Source organism: Burkholderia sp. JPY481 (genome assembly GCF_038900515.1).
GTDB lineage: Bacteria > Pseudomonadota > Gammaproteobacteria > Burkholderiales > Burkholderiaceae > Paraburkholderia > Paraburkholderia youngii.
The window spans coordinates 77103-94116 of record NZ_JAYMRT010000014.1; the positions used below are offsets into that span (position 1 = coordinate 77103).

A 17014-nucleotide genomic window follows, 5' to 3' on the forward strand; every position below is an offset into this window, starting at 1 on the left:
GCTGCGAGTCCTACCGCTCTGCCGCGGACAGCGGCGGCTCGGCGCCGCCCGCCAGATCGTGCTCGGCGAGGCCGTCGTCGTGCGCATCGCCGGGCCGGTACATGCGACCGAGCACGAACATCAGCGCCGCGACGGTGACGACCGGCAGCGCCGCGACCTGAAATAGCTCGCGCACCGGCAGATGTCCGGCGAGCAGCATCCCGCCGATCATCGGGCCCGAGATCGAGCCGATCTTCGCGACGCCGATCGCGGTGCCGGTGCCTTTCGAGCGGAAGCTGGTCGGATAGACGATCGATGCGACCGCATTGAGACCCGCCTGGGTGCCGGCCACGCAGAAGCCGACGCCGAACACGGCTGCGGTCAGCAAAGCCGTATTCAGGTCCATGCCGAGCGCCGCGACGAGCGGAAAGCCAACCAGCGGCAAACAGGTGACGAGCCGCACGCCGTGGCGATCGATGAAGCGCATCAGCACGAGGCCGCCGAGCGTGCCGCCGACCGAGAACAGCGTGGTCATCAGCGCGGCGCGATGCGCGGCGACGCCGGTCGCCTCGATCAGCACGGGCAGCCAGTTCTGCAGGAAGAACAGCGCCATCGAATTCGCGATGTACGCGAGCCACAGCGCGGTCGTCACATAGCGCAGGCGGCCGGCGAACAGCATGCGTGGCGAGAACCTGGCGACGCGGCGCTCGTCGGTGACGACGAACTGCGCGCCGGGCGGCAACGCGAGTTCTGGCCGCACGCGCGCGGCGGTCGCCGCGATGCCGTCGCGGGGCCAGCCTTTGAGCACCTGATAGCGCAGCGACTCCGGCATCACGAACGACAGCCCGGCCGCCACCACGAGCGGCGCGAGCCCGCCGACCACGAATACCGCGGGCCAGCCATAGTGCGGCACGAGCCACACGGCGACGCCGCCGCCGAAGCCCGCGCCGAGCGTGTAGCCGGTGAACATCAGCGTGACCCAGGTCGCGCGCAGCCGCTTCGGCGCGAATTCCGACACCAGCACGAACGCGTTCGGCACCGCGCCGCCGATGCCGATGCCCGCCGCGAAGCGCAGCCACAGCAGCTGGTCGACACTCGCGGCCCATGCGGTCGCGAGCGTGATGAGCCCGTACCAGCACGCGCCGAGCAGGATCGCGCGCTTGCGCCCGATCCGGTCGCCGATATAGCCGAACAGGATCGAGCCGACCATGATGCCGAAGATGTTGGCGCCGAACACCGGACCGAGCACGCTGCGCTCGATGTGCCACGCTCGAATCAGCGAAGGCGCGGCGAACGCCAGCGCACTGAGCTCGTAGCCGTCGGTCAGCATCACGAGCCATGTGGACGCGATCAGCAGGATCGCGAAGCGGCCGATCCTCTGTTCGTCGATCAGGCGCGACACGTCCACCGTGCGCGCATCGGGCAGGGTTTGAATCATCGTCTCCTCCAGAGGTGCCGCGTCGGCGGCCGGGCAACTCCCGGCGCGTCGCGCGGTTCCGTCATATCGTCTCTAGCCGGCGCGGCAGTGGGTGCTCGTCACGAGCCTCCTAGCGGAGCTCGCGCTGCACCTCTTTGGTATTGCCGCGCCGCCGGCGGGTCGTGCGTCAGTTCTTCAGATGCGGCGGATCGATGCGATCGACGTTGTCCGCGAGCCGCTCGCGCAGCCTGCCGCGATCGATGTCGTGGACACTGCCGCCGTCGGCGAGATCGAACGCGTGCGCGGCCGCCGCGCCCATCGCGATGCACGGACCCATCACCCGCACGCTCGACAGCGCGGTCGCATCCGCGTCGATGCAGCGCCCGGCGGCGATCAGGTTGTCCGCGTCCTTCACGACGAGGCTGCCGAACGGCACGGTATGCAGATGGTCGTCGCCGAACGGCTTCCATTCATAGCCTTCGGCGCGATCGTGCAATTCGATCGGCCACGACGTGCGCGCGACCGCGTCGGGAAACTGCCGGGCGGCGATCACGTCTTCGGAACTCAACTGCTGCGCGCCGACGATCCAGCGCGTCTGCCGGATGCCCGGCAGACCGTAGCTGCGGATGTGCGCGTTGCGATAGATATGCGGATACTCGCCGCGCAGAAACTCGAACGCGCGGTCCGCCTGGTCGCGGCCGACTAGCGCCGTATGCGACGCCGCCATCGGTTCGAGCGGCGTCTCGATGTGCGTCATGTTCGCGATGCCGATATTGCGGCCACGGAAATAGAACACGAGCCCGTCCTTGCGCTCCAGCCCGTACGCGTGCGCCTTTTCCTCGACGCGCTCGCGAAACGCGGGCGGCGTCGGCAGATCGGTTTCGTCGAGGTTCTCGAGCACGATCATCTGCGTGCCGCGAATCGGCGTTTCCGGCTCCTGGCAGTCGAAGCCGGCCAGCCACGTGAGCGCCGCGTCGCCGCTCGCATCGACGAAGCCGTTCGCCGCGATGCGCACGTCGCCGTAGCGCGTCGCGACTTCGAGCTCGCGCACCCGCCGCCCTTCGCGCACGACGTCGCGCAACACCGCGCCGAGCACGACCGTGATGCCGGCGTCGAGGATCTTCTGCTCGATCCAGCGCGCGAGCGCGACTTCGTCGTACAGCACGACGGTCGTCAGCGGCCCTTCCTTGTAGTGCAGCGCGCCCTTCTCGCCGAGATCGCGCAGGATGCCGTCCGCGATGCCGTGCGTCACCTGGAAGCGCTGCGGCCCATTCGAGAACAGCCCGCAGAACGTGCCGATGATCGAGTTGACCGCCTGGCCGCCGAGCGCGGGCAGGCTGTCCACCAGCACGACCTTGCGGCCAAGCGCGGCCGCTTCGAGCGCAGCCGAGGTGCCTGCGATGCCCGCGCCGACGATGCACACGTCAGCGTCGAGTTTCCAGCCCGTCGGTTGGCCGCCGCGGCGGACGATACGAGTACCAGTCTTCAAAACATTTCCTCCTTGAAAAACCATCGCGGTTGCGCGCGGCGAGATCAGGCGCGGCTGCGTTTGAGCACTTCGACGACGCCACGCTCGGCATCGACGCGCACCCAGTCGCCGGTTTCGATCACGTCGAGCGGATCGATGTCGAAGTCGGTCAGCGACGGCGCATGGCTCACCACCGCGCCGAGCGCGATCTTCGTGGTCATCTCGTTGAACAGCATCGCGGCCGGCGCGGTGCCGGCGATCCGCGCGATATGGAACTGGCTCGACCAGCCCGACGAGCCCTTCGCGCCGGGAAACACCAGCACCTTGTTCGCGAAGCTCTGGCCGCGCAGTTCGTGACGGGTCTCGATGATCGTGCCGGTGCGCGGGTCGATGCCGCCCCAGCCGGAGATGCGGTCGCGCGTGACGAGCGCCTCGCCCTCGACATAGCCGCCGACCACCTTGCGGCCGCGCAGCACGATCGGTGCGGCCGGCTTAGGTGCGGCCGGCTCAGGTATGGCCAGCTCAGGCGCGGCCGGCTTCTCGTTGTTCATGCTCATGCAGCCAGCCCTCCAGTCCAGCGGCCGCTCACCGCGGCCTCGATGCAATCGGCCGTGGTGCCGAACCAGGCCTGCACGCCCATGATCGCGGGCAGGTAGTGCGCCTGCTTCGCCGAGTCGAGCGCGACGACGCGCGTGCCCTTCGGCATCACGCGGCCGATCGCCGAGCAGGTGTCGGTCATCAGCACGCCGCCCGCGTCCTCGATCAGCTTCGTATAGCCGGCCTGGTCCGCGAGCTGACGGGTCGCGCGCGCGGTGAAGATCCACAGTTCGGTATTCGCGCCGATGCGGCGGCCTTCGAGTAGCTGGCAGACCTCCCAGATCTGCTCGATCGAATAGTGCGGACAACCGAGCATCACGAAGTCGACCTGCGCGTCTTTCGCGGTGGTGTTCACGCGCTCGTACGCGAGGCGCCGCTCGGCCGCGCCGTAGCGAATCGTCTCGAGCGGCTTGCGGCCGCGGAACGCTTCGACGCGCGTGCGCGCCTCCGGTGTCTGGCCGACGATGTGATACATCTCGACACCGCCCGAGGACGCCGCGGCCGCGCCGAAGTGCTTGAGCTTCGGCAGGTTCGGCACGTCGCGCAGCCCGTCGATCACCGGAATGCGGTCCTGCACGAGCTCGCCGACGTAGTAGCCGAGCAGCCCCCAGTCCTGCACCGTTTTCACGTCGATGTCGAGCTCGATCAGATGCGTGCCGCCGCGGTTTTCGTCGAGGTGCAGACCCCAGTACGGAATCTTGCCGGTCAGCATCGCGGCGCCGGTGCTCTCGCGCCCTTCCGCGTTGGTGCGCGCGCCGAGCACCGCGTTGATGTAAATGACGGCCGACGATTCCATCCACGCGCAATGCTCGCCGCGCACCGGCACGTTGCCGGTCAGGTACGGCGCACAGGTGTTCAGCGGCTGGATGCCGAGCCGCCCCGTGAACGCCTCGCCCTGGCGGTACAGCTTCACGACCTCGCTGTCGATGCCCTGACGCTGCGCATGCTGCGGGTCGAGCCCCTGCTGCAGATGGCTGCTGAACACCCTGGCCTTCGGCACCTCGACCACCTCCGGACTATCGAGGTTGAATTCGGAAAACACCGCGTCGAGACCGCCGTGCTTCGCCGCGTAATCGCGCAGGAACGGCATCGTCGCGCCGACCGTGCCGCACACGTTGTTCGTGTCCACCAGCCTCGGCGCGCCGAGCGCCTCGCCGTAGCGCACCAGCAGATCCATCGCGCGCTGCACGGCCGCGCCGTCGCGGCCGTCGAGCATCGCCCGTTCGTCGTCGTTCAGCTGCATTTAGCTCACTCCGTGGGCAGGTTCGAGTTGCTCCGCTTGCGGCGCCGCGTGCCGGTCGATGTCCACCGTCGTCGCGCGCCGCAGCTCGCGGCGCACCGACAGATCGTGACGGCGGCCCCGGTGCAGCGTGCAGCGGTTGTCCCAGATCACGAGGTCGCCGGGCTGCCAGCGATGCGAATACACGAAGCGGCGCGCGGTCGCGTGTTCGAGCAGGTCCATCAGCAGCACGCGTCCTTCGGCAAGCGTGCGATCGGCGATATGCGTCGCGTGCGCGCCGATGAACAGATGCCGGCGTCCCGAACCGGCGTGCTCGCGCACGAGCGGCCAGCGCACCGGCGGCAGCGCGTTGCGCTGCTCTTCGCTGTAGTCGGTGTCGCCGAGCAGGAAGCGCGAGTGCAGCGCGTAGTGCTCCGCTTCGAGCCCTTCGAGTTCGCGCTGCTCGCGCGGCTCGAGCGCATCCCACGCGGCGCGCATGTCCGCGTATTCGGTCTCGCCGCCCGACTCCGGCACGACCACCGCGTGCAGCATCGAATAGCGCGCGGCCGGCTGCTGAAACGAGCTGTCGCTATGCCACAACTGGTTCGCCAGATTGCCGACGATGCGCCGGTGCGCGCGGTCCGCGATCTGTCCGGACTCGTCGACGTTCGAAATATCCGCGAGCTCCTGGTACGCGAGCCGCGCATGCGGACGCGCGACGCGCTTGAAACCGAGATCGAGCGGCCCGAGCGAGCGCGCGAACGCGAGCTGCTGGTCCTGCGTGAGCGGCTGAGCGCGGAACACCAGCACCGCGTAGCGGTTCATCGCGGCGTCGATCGCGCACGCGAGCTGTTCGGAAACCGGCGCCGTCAGATCGATGCCGCTGGCGAGGCCAACGAAATCCGGATGCGCGGCGTCAATGGGCACGACTTCAAGCGACATGGGCTGCTCCTGTTTGAGAGTTGTCCGGCGCGGCATCGTCGCGGCGACGATGCAGACGGCCGAGAGCGAACGCGAGCACCGCGACGAACGCGACCGGCACCGCGCCGAGGAAGAACAGTTGCTCGACCGGCAGATGCGCGGACATCAGCATCCCGCCGATCACCGGCCCGGCGATCGCGCCGATCTTCTGGATGCCGACCGCCGCGCCCGTGCCTTTCGCGCGCAGCGCGGTCGGATAAACGAGCGCCGCGACCGCGTTCAGGCCGAACTGGGTGCCGACCACCGTGAAGCCGGTCAGGAACACCGCCGCGACCAGCATCGGACCCGGCAGCCCGGTGCCGAGCAGCGCGACGAGGGGCGTGCCGACGAGCGGCAGCGCAGTGATGATGATGGCGCCACGTGTGTCGACGAAGCGCATCAGCGCGAGGCCGCCGAGCGTGCCGCCAAGCTGGAACATCGTCGATACGAGCGCCGCCTCGCGCGGTGCAAGGCCGACGCTTTCGATCAGCACCGGCAGCCAGCTGCTGAGGAAAAACAGCGCCATCGAGTTCGCGATGTACACGGCCCACAGCACCGGCGTCAGCGCGCGCAGCCGTCCCGCGAACAGCAGCCGCAGCGAGCCGTCGCGGCCGTCGCCATGTGCGTCACCGCCCGAAGCGCCGCCGGTCACGAAGCGCGCCCCCGGCGCGACGTGGAAACCCGGCGCGATCCGCGCGACGATTCGCGCCACTTCGGCGTGACGCCCCTTGAGCGTCAGAAAGCGGATCGACTCGGGCACCGCGAACCACAACATCGCGCTCGACACGAGCGGCGCGATGCCGCCGATCACGAACACCACCTGCCAGCCGAACTTGGGCACGAGCCAAGCGGACACGAGGCCGCCGACGCTGCTGCCGATCGTGTAGCCGGTGTACATCAGCGTGACCCACGTCGCGCGCCAGCGCTTCGGCGCGAACTCCGTCGTGTACGCGATCGCGTTCGGCACCACGCCGCCGATGCCGATGCCCGCGAGGAAACGCAGCACGAGCAGCTGGTCGAGCGCGGTGGCGCGCGACGCCGCGAGCGTGAACCCCGCAAGCACGACGCTGCCGATCACGATCATGCGCTTGCGGCCGAGCACGTCGCCGAGATAGCCGAGCACGAACGCGCCGATCATCGTGCCGAACACGAATGCGCCGAACACCGGGCCGAGCACGCCGTGCTCGAGATGCCACGCGCGGCTCAGCGCCGGGGCCGCGAAGGCCATCGCAGCAAGGTCGTAGCCCTCGGTCATCATCATCACGCCCATCGCGACAATCAGCAGCATGCCGAAGCGGTTCGTCTGCTGACGCTCGATCACCGTGCCGATGTCGATTACGGTCTGGTCGCCCATCTCAACGCTCCCGCGCCGGGCGGTCCGCGCCGAGCACCGCGCCTTGCGGCATCGTGCCGACCGTCGCGCGATAGATCTTCAGCCAGCCGGTGTCGTTGACCGGCGCGGGACGCTGCCACGCGGCGCGGCGCCGCGCCAGCTCGGCTTCGCCCACCTTCAGATCGCAGACGCGCCGCTCGAGGTCGATCTCGATCGTGTCGCCGTCCTCGACGAACGCGAGCGGTCCGCCGGTCGCCGCCTCCGGCGACACTTCCGCGACCACCAGCCCCTTGCAGACGAGGCCGGACAGATGCCCGTCGGTCAGCATCGCGACCTGCTCGGACAGGCCCGCGCCGTCGATCGCGAACACCACGCGCGACGCACCGCCGCCCATCGCCGGGCCGCCGCACACGCCCGCGCCGCGCATCACGACGACCTTGCCCGGTTGCACGCGGCCATCCTTGATCGCCGCGATCGCATCGTCGGAGGTGGAGAAGCAGATCGCCTCGCCCGTGAAGTGGCGCTGCTTGGTCGGCGAGATGCCGAATTTCACGATGCCGGCTTGCGGCGCCAGGTTGCCGCGCACCAGCACGATGGCGGGATGGTTCGCGAACGCGCGCTCCAGCGGGCGGATAACGTCGTCGTCGGCGATCCGGACATCGGCCAGGTTGTCCTTCACCGTGCGGCCGGTCACCGTCAGCGCGCCGGTGTCGAGCCACGCTTCGAGCCGCTTCATCACGCCGCGCCCGCCGCCCGCCGCCTCCAGTTGCTCGATCGTGTGCGAGCCGACCGGACGCACGCCGGTCAGCACCGGAATCTGCGCGGCGAATTCCTCGAACAGCGCGTACACGTCGACATCGAGCTGGCCTTCGGCCGCGACCGCCTGCAAGTGCTTGACCGTGTTGATCGAGCCGCCGACCGCGAGCACCGTCTTCACCGCATTCGCGAACGCGCCGCGCGTGAGGATGTCGCGCGGCTTCAGGTCGTCGCGCACCATCTCGACGATACGCGCGCCGGCTTCGCGGACGAACGCGAACATCCTGTCGCTATTGGCGGCGACCGGCGTGCTGCCGGGCAACGACATGCCGAGCGCCTCGCTGACCATATGCATCGAGTTCGCGGTGCCGAGACCGGAGCACACGCCCGGCCCGCGAACCGCGTTCTGGCTCATGCCGATCAGGTCTTCGACGGGCAGCTTGCCGGTCAGCGTATGCATCGCGCCGACGAACACGTCCTCGATGTCGACATGCTCGCCGCGGAATTCGCCGCTCGGCTGATAGCCGCACGCGACGACGATGCTCGGGATGTTCAGCCGCGCGGCGGCCATCAACTGGCCCGGCACGGTCTTGTCGCACGACGCGAGGCACACCATGCCGTCGAGCTGCGCGCCTTCGACGGCCACTTCGATGTCGTTCGTGACGAGGTCGCGCCCGGCCAGCATGTACGCGCCGCGCGCGCCCGCGCCGGTGATGAAGTCGCTCGGCGCCGCGGTGCGGATTTCGAACGGCAGCGCGCCCGCCGCGCGGATCGCCTGCTTTAGTTGCGCGGCGATGCCGTCGAGGTGGCTAAAACAGGTAGCGAGTTCGGACGAGGAATTGACGATGGCGATCTTGGGCTTGTCGAGGTCTTCCTCGCTGATGCCAAGATTGCGCCATTGGGCGGCGCGCACCGCGCCGAGATAGGAACCGCGCGGGAAATTGCTGCGCAACGGGCGTTGCGGCTTGCGTCCATCGGACATGGCGTCTCACTCCTTTGTTGTGGAAACGATGTTAGGAAGCACGATAAAATCCGTCAATTATGTGACATCGATAGGCATCATCCAAACCATGGATATTCGTCAGGTCGACCTGAATCTGTTGAAAGTGTTCGATGCGCTGCTGAAAAAGCGGCATGTGACGCAGGCGGGCGTGAGCATCGGGCTCAGCCAGCCGGCAATGAGCTATGCGCTATCGAAGCTGCGTGAGCTGTTCGAGGACCCGCTGTTCGTGCGCACGGGCCGGGGTATGGAGCCGACGCCGCGCGCGCAGGCGCTCGGCGATCCGGTTGCGCGGCTGCTGGATCTCGTGCAGACCGAAATCCTGCCGATGCCCAAATTCCGTCCGGCCGAGTCGTCGCGCAGCTTCGTGCTGTGTATGTCGGACATCGGCGAAATGGTGTTCCTGCCGCGCCTGCAGAACTTTCTCGACAAGACCGCGCCGCACGTGAGCATCAAGACGGTCGCGCTCAGCATGCCGGAGTTGGAAGAAGGTCTGGCGAGCGGCGACGTCGATCTCGCGATCGGCTACTTTCCGGGTTTGAACAGCGAGTCGCTGAAGCGCAAAGCGCTGTACCGGCATTCGTATGTGTGTATCGCGCGCGAAGATCATCCGGAAATCGGCGACACGTTGTCGCTCGATCAGTACCGCGCGGCCGCGCACGTGATGGTGCATCCCGAAGGCCGCGAGCAGGACGTGCTCGCTCGTACGCACGAACGCCTCGGGATTCGCATCAACGTGCGCTTCAGCGTGCCGCGTTTTATCGGCGTGCCGTTCGTCGTCGCCGGCTCGGACATGATTGCAGCGGTGCCTCAGGCGGTCGGGCGGCGCTTCGCGGAGTTCGTGAACGTCAAGCTGCTGCCGCTACCCTTCCCCGCGCCCAAGTACGACTTTTATCTGCACTGGCATCCGCGCTTTCATCACGAGCCGGCCAACCGCTGGATCCGCGATGCGATGAGCGAGCTGATCAAGGGGCCGATGCAGCACGAGCCGTTGCCGAATACGAAACGGACGCGCTTGAACGCGGCGCTGTAGCGCACGCCGTTACGGCGCTACGCGCTCACGATGCGGCAGTGGCGTCGCTCGCGTGGATCAGCAGAATTGGCGTTTGCGTGATTTGCAGGACCCGCCCAGCGACGCTGCCAAGTATCCAGCGTGTGATGCCGCGCCTGCCATGCGTACCCATCACGATCAGTTGCGCCTCCCAGCCGCCCGCCTCGCGCACGATCGCATGCGCAACGTCATCGTCGGTTCGGTTCGTCCTGACGAGCGCCGTCGAGACCCGCGCCGACACGCGCGCCAGAATCGGCTCCGCAGCGGCTATTGCCTCGTTGCCTTCGCCGACGAACGAGTCCTCGAGCGAATCGATGGGGATCCAATCGGAGAGTCGCACCGCGCGATCGATCACATAAACCGCTCGCAATTCGGTGCCGGACGTAGCGAACCGTATGCCGTACTGCAACGCGGACATCGACTGAGAACTTCCATCGACCGCGAACAGGATGCGTTCGGGCAGCTCGCTATGCGTCGTGCTGTAGCTCTGCGGAACGACCAGCATCGGACAGCGCAGACGTCTCGTCAGCCGTTCGGACACCGTACCCTCGGCCCAACGCTGCAAGCCTTGATGTTGACGCGCGCCCACCACCATCAGGTCGGCTCTCCATGTGTCGGCCGCATCGATCAGGGCATCCACGACGTCGTTACCCCGTTTCGCGAGGTCGATGACTTCTGAGTCGATACGTGCATCACACGCGGCTAGCGATCGTGTCGCTCGTTCGAGCGCCTCGACCGCATCGCGGAGCAATTCGTCGCGCGCCAGATCCAGCATGTGGCCGACGCGCCGGCCCGTCGGAAAAAGCGTATGGGGATTCTCGGCCACGCTCACGAGGCGGACGTCGCATCCGGCGGGAAGGAGGTTTCGCGCGTAGTCGAGCGCCTGTCGAGAGGCTTCCGATGAATCGACTGCGATCAACACTCTGCGCGGCAGCGTCGAGATGGCGTCGCGTGAATGGAGAGAATTCATGGTTGGCTCCGTACTCGCAGGTTTGCAGCGTTCCGATCACCATCCTACTGCCGAAGACTCGTGGTTGGTTGATCAGGATCAACGGCTGCGGGTCGATGGTCGATTAGGCGCGGCGTCGATTCCAGGCGGCCAGTTCCTGCAGATGCGACAGGGTTGGACCTGGCCACGAGGACGTTTCTGTCTGCGCGAGATCCCACACAACACACGTCATTTAGCCCGCTGAAATCCCCAATGCCGTCGACCTTGCATTCCGGTCCTGGCAAATTACCCTTCTAAAGCTAGCCGTTCGGGATTGAATGTACTGCTCTGAGGTGCGTTCCGACCACCCACGAGCACAGCTCGTCTGCTGTTATCTCTTCAGGAACTCCGACCATGCCCGACCGGCAAACAATCATCACGCAGCTCAAGGAGCTCGGCCGCGGCCAGCTCGAGAACTTCAATATGTCCGAGCCGCAGCGCAAGGCGAACGCGAAAACCGGTGCGTTGCCAGTCGCGGGCTACTCGCCCGACAATGGCTACTGTCATGGCGTTTGCGTGGACTGGATCCGGCGCGTGTTGCAGGGCGGGCGGCCGCGCTTCGGCCCCAACCCGGAGAACAACGCCAAGGCAAGCTACGACTACCATACGCGGCGGCAGGGGCAGGCGAAGCGGCAGGGGTACGCCTGGGCCAGCTTCGACAAGATCAGCAACCACTACATCGATCTCGCGAATGTGCAGAAGCAGAGCAACAAGGCTGCCTACGATCAGGCCTACGACAAGTACGTCAATGACTATCAATTGATGTCTGACGTGTACCAGCAACTGATTAGCGATTACAACGACCACATGTACCTCGGTGAGGCACACCAGGTGCAGATCGGCTACGGCGCCAAGCTGCAGAAGATTTTTCCGCAGTTGAAAACACCGCCGGCGGTGCTCACAGTGCTTCAGCTCGATCAGCTTTCGGAGAGGGTCCTGGAGAGACACAATGCACTGGAGGCACCGGTGCAGGCAACAGCGCCGTCACTCTCGGACACTCACAAGAGTAGCTTCGCCGCCTTCACGAAAAACATCGACGCGAAATTTCCGAAGAAAAGGAAGTTCGGCGGCATCGCGCTGCTGCAGAAGAGCCCGATGAAGCAGTATGGTTCACTGCTAGCGGCGATCGAGGATGTGACGAACCCCGCGCCGACGGACTTGTCGATCGGCCGCGCAATGACGCTCGGGTTCGGCATGCAGAATGGCAACGAAGACTCTGGACACGCAGTCGCCCTCTACTGGCATCCGGGTGACTTCTTCATCCTGCTGGACCCGAACTACGGCATGTTCATCTACGAACGGCTCGCCGGCGCGAAGTCGGTCGGCTCGGCGCTGAGTTACCTGTTCGGCACCGCTTACCCGGAGCCCGGCGTAGTGGTGACGAATGGCGTCGACTACGAGATCTACGCGAAACGCGACGCCTGAGCGGCCCCTCTGCGATGCCCCGCTCATCGCACAGGGCCGTCCACGATCAAGCCCGGGGCGCTTGCCGTTCCTCCGACGTCATCATTTCCCCCGGGCGGCGCAGCATCTTGTCGACCTCGCCCGCGTGCATCTCTTCTACGTGGATCATCTGACGGGCGAACTCCTCGAGTGCCACCGAGCGGTCTTCCACCAGCGCCAGCAGGTCGCGATACAACTGCAACGCGACATTCTCGGCTTGCAACGACTCGCGAAGGATCGAAGCGATATCGAAGGTATGCGAGTCGAGCAGAGGACCGATCGCCAGCGACGGATAGGCGCCCAGCGTGGTGATCCATTCGCCCGCCTGCTGCGCGTGCAGCAACGATTCATCCGCCTGAGCGCGCAACCACTCCCTGATCGGGATACGTCCGAATCCGAAAACAAGGAACGAATAGTGCGTATATCGGACGACGCCGGCCAACTCGGATTCGAGAATCCGGTTCAGCACCGCAACCACGTCCTCCTTATTGATCTCGGCCATTTGAACTCTCCTTTCACTCAAACCGTCGCCGCACGCTCAAGCACCCTTCCCCTTCTTCACCCGCTCGATCTGCTGCTTCGCCGCCTGATACACCGCATCAGGCGTGAAACCGAACTTCTTCTTCAGATCCGCAATCGGCGCCGACGCGCCGAACGTATGCATGACGACCTGCGCGCCGAGCCGCCCCGTATACCGATCCCAACCGAGCGACGCAGCCTGCTCGACCGCGACGCGCGCCTCGACGTCCGCCGGCAGCACCGACTCCTGATACGCGCCGTCCTGGCGCTCGAAGATGTCCCACGACGGCATCGACACGACGCGCGCCGCGATGCCCTCGCTCTTCAGCTTCTCGTACACGTCGGCGCAGATCGACAGCTCGCTGCCGGTCGCCATCAGGATCACCTCGGGCTTCTTGCCATCGGGCGCATCGGCAAGCACGTACGCGCCGCGCTTGACGCCGCTCGCTGACGCATAGCGGCTGCGGTCGAGCGTCGGCAGCGGCTGGCGCGACACGACGATGCACGCCGGCCGATGCGGCTGCGTCAGCGCGACCCGCCATGCTTCGGCCGCTTCGTTCGCATCGCCGGGACGCAGCACCGTGAGGCCGGGCACGCCGCGCAACGATGCGAGCTGCTCGATCGGCTGATGCGTCGGACCGTCTTCGCCGACGCCGATCGAATCGTGCGTGAACACATAGATGGCCGGCACTTCCATGATCGCGGACAGGCGGATCGGCGGCTTCATGTAGTCGCTGAAGATCAGGAACGTCGAGCCGTACGCGCGCAGATTCGAAAGCGCAAGCCCGTTGACCACCGCGCCCATCACATGTTCGCGAATGCCGAAGTGCAGATTGCGGCCGCCATAGCTATCCGCCTGGAAGCTGCCGGCGCCTTCGAATTTCAGGTTGGTTTTCGTCGACGGCGACAGGTCCGCCGCGCCGCCGATCATCCACGGCACGCGCGCGGCAATCGCATTGAGCACCTTGCCCGACGATTCGCGCGTCGCGATGCCCTTCGGGTCCGCGTCGAAGCTCGGGATGTCGTTGTCCCAGACCTGCGGCAATTCGTGCGCCTGCATCTGCGCGAATTCGCGCGCGAGATCCGCGTACTGCTTCTTGTAGCTGTCGAACTTCGCCTGCCATTGTTCGCGCGCCGCCTTGCCGCGCGCGCCGATGCCTTGCGCGAAACGTTCGTGCACGCCCTCGGGCACGTAGAAGAACTTGTCCTCGGGCCAGCCGTAGAACTTCTTGGCCAGCGCGACTTCGTCGACCCCGAGCGCTTCGCCGTGCGCGGACGCGGTGTCCTGCTTGTGCGGCGCGCCCCAGCCGATGATGCTGTGGACCACGATCAAAGTCGGCCGGTCGGTCACGCTCTTCGCCTCGATCAGCGCCTTTTCGAACGCGGCGGTGTCGTTCGCGTCGCCGACGTTCAGTGTGTGCCAGTTATAGCCGTGAAAGCGGCTCGCTACGTCGTCGCTGTACGCGAGGTCGGTATGGCCTTCGATCGTCACGCGGTTGCTGTCGTAAATCCAGATCAGGTTCGACAGCTTCAGATGCCCCGCCAGCGAGGCCGCCTCGTGCGAGATGCCTTCCATCATGTCGCCGTCGCCGCACAGCGCGTACACGCGGTAATCGAACAGCGGCGCGTCCGCGCGGTTGAAGTGGTTCTCGTACCAGCGCGCGGCCATCGCCATGCCGACGCTATTGCCGAGCCCCTGGCCAAGCGGTCCCGTGGTGGTCTCGACGCCGGTTGTCATCCGGTACTCGGGGTGGCCCGGCGTATTGCTGTCGATCTGGCGGAAATGCTGGATGTCGTCGAGCGACACGGCCGGCGCGCCGGTCGGCTTGCCGTGCTCGTCGACGGCTTTCACGTTGGCCAGATGCAGCAGCGAATACAGCAGCATCGATGCATGCCCGACCGACAGCACGAAGCGGTCGCGATTCGGCCACAGCGGCTCGTCAGGGTCGTAACGCAGATGGTGTTGCCACAGGTGATAGGCGATCGGCGCGAGCGCCATCGGCGTGCCGGGGTGGCCGGAATTGGCCTTCTGCACGGCGTCCATCGACAGCGTGCGGATCGTGTTGATGCACAACTGGTCGAGGGAGGGATCGTTTTGCATGGGACGCTCCTTGTTCGGCAATTCGGGAGACGGCCGACGCACACCGCTGAGCGCGCGGACGGATCGGCGCATCGTGTCGACATGGAAAACGCGCGCGTCCGGGCGTGTCCCCAGGGACGCGAAGCCGCACGTGGAACCGCACACGTGCCGAAGTTACTGCCGAAAGCGCGCGGGAAAATCGCGGCGAAGCCCACAGATGATGCGCCTAACCGCGCAACTCTGCACGCCACCCCGCAACAGACCGGCTGCTTCGCGAACGACGAAGTTCACGCCGCCTGCAGCCAAAGCTCGACCACCGGACCATGCTTGCCGTCGATCGGATCGAGCGGCGGAAACGGCAGCGCCAGCATGTCGGTGAGTTCCTGCGGCGTCAGCGCTTCGCGGCGGATGTCCCACTGCTGCCCCAACGGATAGCCCGCCACCACCTGAAAATGCGGCTCGAACGATTGCAGACAATGACCGGTGCCAGCCGGCAGCAGCAGCACGTCGCCCGCATGCAGCCTCACCACCCGTCCGCCCGGTCCGCCGACGATCACTTCGGCGCTCGCGTCGGTCACGCCGAGCACCTCGTGCGCGGTCGCGTGAAAGTGATGGAAGTCGAAGATGCTGTTGCGCCACTGCGCGGGCCATGCATTGCGCTCGAACAGGATTTCGAACGCGGCGGGCAGATTGCCGCTGCCGGGCGACAGCGCGCGCCGGTACAGCACGACCGGCAGCTTGCTGTTGTTCGGCACCCAGTCGTGCGGTTCCAGCATGAAAGCTTCGTATTCGGTCTGCGCGGCGTCGAAGCCGTGCTTTGACTCGTTGAACATGTTTGCTCCTGGCTTGTGATGCGGTTGCCGCGAACCGGCGGTCCAGCGTCGGCTAGCCGCCGCCGATCCCCTGCAGCACCTTGCCCGTGCCGCCGCACACGGTGCAGCGAGCACCGTCGACCTTGCCGGTGCCGTGGCAGGCGCGGCAAATGTCTTCGCCCGCGCCTGGTGTGTTGGGCGGCGCTTCGTCGCCGGGGTTCATCGATTCGGTTGAATTGTCCGGTTGCATGCGCTTTCTCCGGTTGAAGGTTGAAGGATTGGATGCTCGGGCTGGCTCGCAACGCACCGCGTCATTGCTCAACCCGGCTGCTTGCGATGCGATTCGCGCCCGCCGCCGCCCGGCGGTTCGGCGTGCTCGCCGGTGCCGAGCGGCACTTCGGCGCCGTGCCGCGGGCTCTCGCTCGAGCGTGGCGGATTGGTCGCTTTATCCACGCCGGTCTGCACGACCGGTTCGATGCCGAGCGGACTCGGCTCGACGTAGTGGGTGCCGCTCGGTTTGTTGCGGGCCTTGACTTCGTCGGACACCGCGGGCGCGGCGCGCTGATCTGGCCGCGCGGACTGCTCGCCGCCTGGTGTCGCGCCCGGCTGCTGGGTGTCGGTGTTGGTCGATTGGGGATCTGGCATCACGCCCTCCTCGTGGGTTCTGCCGTCGATTCGCGTTGTGACGCGGCATCTCGAACGGGCACCTGGTTAATGCAGCAACATTCGAGCCTTGCCGCCGAAGTCCGAGTGCAGCGCGACAGGCACGGCCATTGCGATTTCGATGGCGGTAGCGCGGCACGTTCGCTTTGTAAAAAGTAGAACCCAAAGGAGAACCCCATGAGCATCACGACTATTCGCGTATCCGACACCGAGGTGCAAGTCGAGCGCACGCTGTACACGTTCGCGCAAAAGAGCGACGCCGATGCGTTCCAGAACTGCCTCGTCGAGGGTCCGGTCGACACCTGCTATCGCGATCATCCGCCGCTGTCGACGCGCCCCACCGTGCCCGACGAACATCCGGACGATCCCGCGCGTGGCAGCACGATTTCGCCGTCGCTCGGCGGGATGCCTTGATCGCGTCTGCGCGTGTTGCGGGACAAGCACCACACCGGCTGCGCGCGCTCAGCCTTCGGGTGCGGCGCGATCGGCCGCGACGATCTCGCGGCCATACGCAATCGCGGCGCGGCGAGCTTCGTCGGCGGTCGCATAGGGGCCGATCTGCGGTGCGCCGTCGAACGGAAACAGAATTCGCCTGTCCGCTTTCCTCACGACCCTCAGTCCACCTATGTATCGGCCGTCGCCTGTTCCGTGATAGCTGGCGAAAATCTCGAACTCGTCGTCAGCAACGTCGGCCTTGTGTCGCGCCATGTGCGTTCCTCTGCCTGTGTT

17 protein-coding genes are annotated in these 17014 nt (G+C 66.3%); 3 read left to right on the forward strand and 14 right to left on the reverse strand.

Going from position 1 to position 17014, the window contains the following annotated elements:
• Nucleotides 1–10: 10 nt before the first annotated feature.
• The 7 genes from VSR82_RS28070 to ilvD all read right to left on the reverse strand — a co-directional run bounded on the left by VSR82_RS28070 (nt 11) and on the right by ilvD (nt 8711).
• The gene (locus tag VSR82_RS28070; protein WP_429455506.1) at nt 11–1417 is read right to left on the reverse strand and encodes an MFS transporter; all 1407 of its coding nucleotides are present in this window, start codon (nt 1415–1417) and stop codon (nt 11–13) included.
• A 166-nt stretch (nt 1418–1583) separates the two neighbouring features.
• Nucleotides 1584–2909: an FAD-dependent oxidoreductase gene (locus VSR82_RS28075; protein ID WP_429455507.1), complete on the reverse strand. Its 1326-nt coding sequence runs from the start codon at nt 2907–2909 to the stop codon at nt 1584–1586.
• A 20-nt stretch (nt 2910–2929) separates the two neighbouring features.
• On the reverse strand, nt 2930–3415 hold the full coding sequence (locus tag VSR82_RS28080) for an aconitase X swivel domain-containing protein (protein WP_429457683.1): 486 nt from the start codon (nt 3413–3415) through the stop codon (nt 2930–2932).
• Nucleotides 3416–3417: 2 nt separating this feature from the next.
• Entirely contained in the window at nt 3418–4704 is a 1287-nt protein-coding gene (locus VSR82_RS28085) for an aconitase X (RefSeq protein WP_429455508.1), read from the reverse strand.
• Nucleotides 4705–5622 (reverse strand): TauD/TfdA dioxygenase family protein, encoded by a 918-nt coding sequence (locus VSR82_RS28090; RefSeq protein WP_429455509.1) that lies wholly within the window; start codon nt 5620–5622, stop codon nt 4705–4707.
• A complete protein-coding gene (locus VSR82_RS28095) occupies nt 5612–6994 on the reverse strand; it encodes an MFS transporter (RefSeq protein ID WP_429455510.1) in 1383 nt (460 codons plus the stop codon). Before VSR82_RS28095 ends, VSR82_RS28090 begins: the two co-directional genes overlap by 11 nt.
• A gap of 1 nt (nt 6995) precedes the next feature.
• The gene (gene ilvD, locus VSR82_RS28100) at nt 6996–8711 is read right to left on the reverse strand and encodes a dihydroxy-acid dehydratase (RefSeq protein WP_429455511.1); all 1716 of its coding nucleotides are present in this window, start codon (nt 8709–8711) and stop codon (nt 6996–6998) included.
• Between the two features lie 88 nt (nt 8712–8799).
• Here ilvD and VSR82_RS28105 point away from each other — a divergent pair, with 88 nt between their 5' ends.
• Nucleotides 8800–9762 (forward strand): LysR family transcriptional regulator, encoded by a 963-nt coding sequence (locus VSR82_RS28105; protein ID WP_498858254.1) that lies wholly within the window; start codon nt 8800–8802, stop codon nt 9760–9762.
• A gap of 25 nt (nt 9763–9787) precedes the next feature.
• On the opposite strand, the gene VSR82_RS28110 is transcribed toward VSR82_RS28105, so the two are convergent.
• A complete protein-coding gene (locus VSR82_RS28110) occupies nt 9788–10750 on the reverse strand; it encodes a universal stress protein (protein WP_368583636.1) in 963 nt (320 codons plus the stop codon).
• 372 nt (nt 10751–11122) lie between these two features.
• On the opposite strand from VSR82_RS28110, the gene VSR82_RS28115 reads away from it, so the two are divergent.
• Entirely contained in the window at nt 11123–12193 is a 1071-nt protein-coding gene (locus VSR82_RS28115; protein ID WP_498858255.1) for a hypothetical protein, read from the forward strand.
• 46 nt (nt 12194–12239) lie between these two features.
• On the opposite strand, the gene VSR82_RS28120 is transcribed toward VSR82_RS28115, so the two are convergent.
• The 5 genes from VSR82_RS28120 to VSR82_RS28140 all read right to left on the reverse strand — a co-directional run bounded on the left by VSR82_RS28120 (nt 12240) and on the right by VSR82_RS28140 (nt 16267).
• Complete coding sequence (locus tag VSR82_RS28120) at nt 12240–12713, reverse strand: ferritin-like domain-containing protein (RefSeq protein WP_368583638.1); 474 nt, start codon at nt 12711–12713, stop codon at nt 12240–12242.
• Nucleotides 12714–12749: 36 nt separating this feature from the next.
• Entirely contained in the window at nt 12750–14831 is a 2082-nt protein-coding gene (gene tkt, locus VSR82_RS28125; RefSeq protein WP_498858256.1) for a transketolase, read from the reverse strand.
• 266 nt (nt 14832–15097) lie between these two features.
• Nucleotides 15098–15643, reverse strand: a complete 546-nt coding sequence (locus VSR82_RS28130) for a cupin (protein WP_410849265.1) — start codon at nt 15641–15643, stop codon at nt 15098–15100.
• 52 nt (nt 15644–15695) lie between these two features.
• On the reverse strand, nt 15696–15872 hold the full coding sequence (locus VSR82_RS28135; RefSeq protein ID WP_176123809.1) for a hypothetical protein: 177 nt from the start codon (nt 15870–15872) through the stop codon (nt 15696–15698).
• A 68-nt stretch (nt 15873–15940) separates the two neighbouring features.
• Entirely contained in the window at nt 15941–16267 is a 327-nt protein-coding gene (locus VSR82_RS28140; protein ID WP_410849266.1) for a hypothetical protein, read from the reverse strand.
• Nucleotides 16268–16462: 195 nt separating this feature from the next.
• Here VSR82_RS28140 and VSR82_RS28145 point away from each other — a divergent pair, with 195 nt between their 5' ends.
• The gene (locus VSR82_RS28145) at nt 16463–16699 is read left to right on the forward strand and encodes a hypothetical protein (RefSeq protein ID WP_368583642.1); all 237 of its coding nucleotides are present in this window, start codon (nt 16463–16465) and stop codon (nt 16697–16699) included.
• A 48-nt stretch (nt 16700–16747) separates the two neighbouring features.
• On the opposite strand, the gene VSR82_RS28150 is transcribed toward VSR82_RS28145, so the two are convergent.
• The gene (locus VSR82_RS28150) at nt 16748–16993 is read right to left on the reverse strand and encodes a DUF6723 family protein (RefSeq protein WP_368583643.1); all 246 of its coding nucleotides are present in this window, start codon (nt 16991–16993) and stop codon (nt 16748–16750) included.
• Nucleotides 16994–17014 lie beyond the last annotated feature (21 nt).